We start from the raw sequence: 3,186 nt of genomic DNA on the forward strand, positions 1-3,186 counted from the left end.
ATTGCTAAAGAACATTTACCATATATTGAGCAATCATTTTACCAAATTAATAATCATGCTGCAGGTGCAGGTATTGGTTTAGCTATCGTTAAAAAAATGGTAGAGCTTCATGGCGGTGCGCTTAGTGTTACAAGCAAAGAAGGAATAGGAACAACAATTTTAATAAAACTCCCATTATAATACAAATAAAATCTATTTATATGGTGAAATAAAAATAAATAGATGTATAATTATATTGGGCGATTTATATATAAGATTAATAGGGAGAGGAATTCGATAGAATGGAAAAAGCTTTAAAAATTAAACAAATAGTAGTCGTTTTAATAGCGATTGCCGCAGTAGCTATTGGGTATTACATGTTTCAATCAATTACTTCACCAGCAAAAGCTGTTGCGAAACAAGAAAATGTAGTGCAGCTTGCAAGTGAACAGCCGAAAGTTGAAATGAATAAAACGGCACCAAGTCGTTTTAATGGAAAAGAAAGAAAAGTTGCTTATCTTACATTTGACGATGGGCCAGGGAAATATACGGCTGAATTATTAAATACGCTAAAACAACATGATGCGAAGGCGACGTTCTTTTTAATTGGAGCGAATGTAAAAGAATTTCCTGATTTAGTGAAACGTGAAAATGCTGAGGGTCATTATGTAGGCATGCATAGTATGACACATAATTTCGCAAAGTTATATAAAAATGGCGAGTATGTAAATGAGATGAAAGAAGATCAAGGTTTAATCGCTAATATTATTGGGAAATCACCTAAATTAACACGTCCTCCATATGGTTCGATGCCTGGATTAAATGAAGGTCTTCGAAATAAAGTGGTAGAAGGCGGATTTAAAGTATGGGATTGGACAATTGATTCATTAGATTGGAGATACAATAAAATGCCAGTTGATGCAGCTGCAGCACAAATTGCTCAAAATGTATTAACAAACGCAACAAAACCACAAGAAGTAATTTTAATGCATGATATTCACCCGCAATCAGTTGCTGCTGTGCCAGCAATTTTAAAAGGGCTAAAAGAAAAAGGTTATGAGTTCGAAGCTTATCATGAAGAAAGTCACTTCCCAGTGAACTTCTGGCATGATAACCGTATGTAATGGAGGAATGAACGTTGAAGTATGGAAAAGTAGCAGTAGTTGGAGCATTATCAGTAGGACTTTTAACAGGTTGTTTCGGTGAAAAGCCAGAAGAAAATCTATATACAGCTTTTGAAACAGCAGCAACACAAGAAAAATCTTTAGTGGATGAAGCAAAAAAATTAGAGCAGTTAGAGAAACAAGGGCAAGAATTATATGCTCAAATTTTGCAAGAAGGTAAAGATCATAATGAAGCAGTTGTGAAGAAAATAGAGCAAGCTACTGCAAATGTAGATGATCGTGAAAAAGTATTGAAAAGTGAGAAAGAAATGCTAGAAAAAGCACAGAAGGAAACGAAATCTGTTCAAAGTAATATAGAGAAGATTGAAGATAAGAAGTTACAAAAACAAGCAAAAGCAGTAGAAGAGTCGTATAAGAATCGTTATGATGCATTCCAAAAGATGAATGAAAATTACACGAAAGTGTTAGCGACTGAAAAAGAACTGTATGAAAAATTAAAAGTAAAAGAAACGAAATTAAAAGAAATCGGTGAAAAAGTTAAAACTGTTAATGAATTAAATGTGGAAGCACAAAAGTCGAAAGAGCAGTTTAACAAATTTACAAAAGAGTATAATGACAGTAAATTAGCATTCTACAAAGATGCAGAAATTAAGATTAAAGATCAGAAATAAAGAAGAATCTAAAGTGTAATAAAAAGCCGGAGAAACATCGTTATAAATGTTTTTTCGGTTTTTTACGTTAAATGAATAGAAAAGACTGGAATTGATATCATAAAAGAGTTATAGTGAGTTATTCTAAGGGAAACATTGTAAAGTAAGGAGAATGGGAATATGTCATATGAATTTTTACTCAAATTAGGTTTAGCACTCTTTTTAGGATTATTCATCGGGATAGATAGGCAGCTAAAGAATAAACCACTGGGTGTGAAAACAAGTATGGTTATTTCTGTAGCAAGTTGTTTAATTACGATGGTTTCAATTGAATCTGTGCATGTATATTCTGTTCCAGGACATACAAATATGGATCCGATGCGACTGGCCGCTCAAATTGTTAGTGGAATTGGTTTTCTTGGCGCAGGTGTCATTTTACGAAGAAGTAATGACGTTATTTCTGGATTAACAACAGCTTCTATGGTGTGGGCTGCTTCAGCTTTAGGGATCGCAATTGGTGCAGGATTTTATTTACAAGCGACAGTTGCTATGGTTTTAATTATTTTAGCGATTAATGTACTTCCGCAACTTGTGAAAATTGCAGGACCGTATTCATTAAGACAAAAGGATTTATCTATAAAAATTACTGTTAAAGAGCATCATGAGTTAGATGGTATATTTAAGCAAATTAAAAATTTAGGCATGCATGTGAAACGCGTGAAAATTAAAGATATAGATAGTGGAGCATTTCAGCAACTGGAGATGGTTATTTTAGCTCCAGAAGATTTATATACAACAGAGTTATATAGTTCCCTGAAAGAGATAGATCGAGTAGTTTCAGTTGAAGTGGAAAGTAGATAATTGTGACAAAAAAGAGTGAAGTTCAAATTCACTCTTTTTTATTTGGATTTTTAAGGAATGAAATTGATATAATGATGAGAAAGAATGAAGAAGAGAAATGATGGGAATACATATTAGAAGAGCAATAGAGGATGATATACAAGGTATAGCAAAGGTGCATGTCGATAGTTGGAAAACAACGTATAAAGGGATATTTGCTGACGAAATTCTAGATAATATAGCATATGAGAAACGAGAAAAACAATGGGAAGATATTTTTCAAAAAGAAGGTAATCATCGATTTAGATTTGTAGCAGAGAATTTAAATGGAGAAATAGTTGGATTCATCGATGGGGGAGTAGAAAGAACTGGTACATATAATTGTGATGGAGAATTATATGCAATCTACCTTTTACAAGAGTATCAAGGAATGAAAATAGGACAAAAGTTATTTCAAACTTTATTATCGGATTGTATAAACAATAACATGCAATCACTTTTAGTTTGGGTTGTTACGAATAATCCTTCTAAAAAGTTTTATGAAAAATTTAACCCTGAAAAAATTGATACGAAATTTTTAGAGAGAGTAAGGG

General features: G+C 32.8%; 5 protein-coding genes. All 5 read left to right on the forward strand.

Annotated elements, in window-relative coordinates; translation table 11 throughout:
• The coding region (locus tag ABWK52_RS21070) for an ATP-binding protein (protein ID WP_353772115.1) at window positions 1-180 on the forward strand (180 nt) is incomplete at its 5' end.
• 101 nt (window positions 181-281) lie between these two features.
• On the forward strand, window positions 282-1,103 hold the full coding sequence (locus ABWK52_RS21075; RefSeq protein WP_000409484.1) for a peptidoglycan-N-acetylglucosamine deacetylase: 822 nt from the start codon (window positions 282-284) through the stop codon (window positions 1,101-1,103).
• 14 nt (window positions 1,104-1,117) lie between these two features.
• Window positions 1,118-1,774, forward strand: a complete 657-nt coding sequence (locus tag ABWK52_RS21080; protein WP_000873565.1) for a YkyA family protein — start codon at window positions 1,118-1,120, stop codon at window positions 1,772-1,774.
• Between the two features lie 159 nt (window positions 1,775-1,933).
• On the forward strand, window positions 1,934-2,614 hold the full coding sequence (locus ABWK52_RS21085) for an MgtC/SapB family protein (RefSeq protein WP_000119510.1): 681 nt from the start codon (window positions 1,934-1,936) through the stop codon (window positions 2,612-2,614).
• Window positions 2,615-2,714: 100 nt separating this feature from the next.
• Window positions 2,715-3,186, forward strand: a 472-nt coding sequence (locus tag ABWK52_RS21090) for a GNAT family N-acetyltransferase (protein ID WP_353772116.1), incomplete at its 3' end; no start/stop codon positions are given.

The sequence above is a fragment of the Bacillus sp. AP50 genome, from assembly GCF_040492675.1.
GTDB classification, from domain to species: domain Bacteria; phylum Bacillota; class Bacilli; order Bacillales; family Bacillaceae_G; genus Bacillus_A; species Bacillus_A cereus.